Below are 281 nucleotides of genomic sequence, written 5' to 3' on the forward strand. Positions count from 1 at the left end.
TTCCGATTAACGCTCGGACCCTCCGTATTACCGCGGCTGCTGGCACGGAGTTAGCCGGTCCTTATTCTTGTAGTACCGTCAATATCATATGCTATTAACATACAATCCTTCTTCCTACATAAAAGTGCTTTACAACCCTAGGGCCTTCTTCACACACGCGGTATTGCTGGATCAGGCTTGCGCCCATTGTCCAATATTCCCCACTGCTGCCTCCCGTAGGAGTCTGGGCCGTGTCTCAGTCCCAATGTGGCTGATCATCCTCTCAAACCAGCTATAGATCG

General features: G+C 50.5%; 1 rRNA gene. It reads right to left on the reverse strand.

The window, feature by feature from the left end:
* A 16S ribosomal RNA gene (locus FET73_RS15050) occupies positions 1-281 on the reverse strand; the annotation flags it as partial.

It is taken from the genome of Marinicella rhabdoformis, assembly GCF_009671245.1.
GTDB lineage: Bacteria > Pseudomonadota > Gammaproteobacteria > Xanthomonadales > Marinicellaceae > Marinicella > Marinicella rhabdoformis.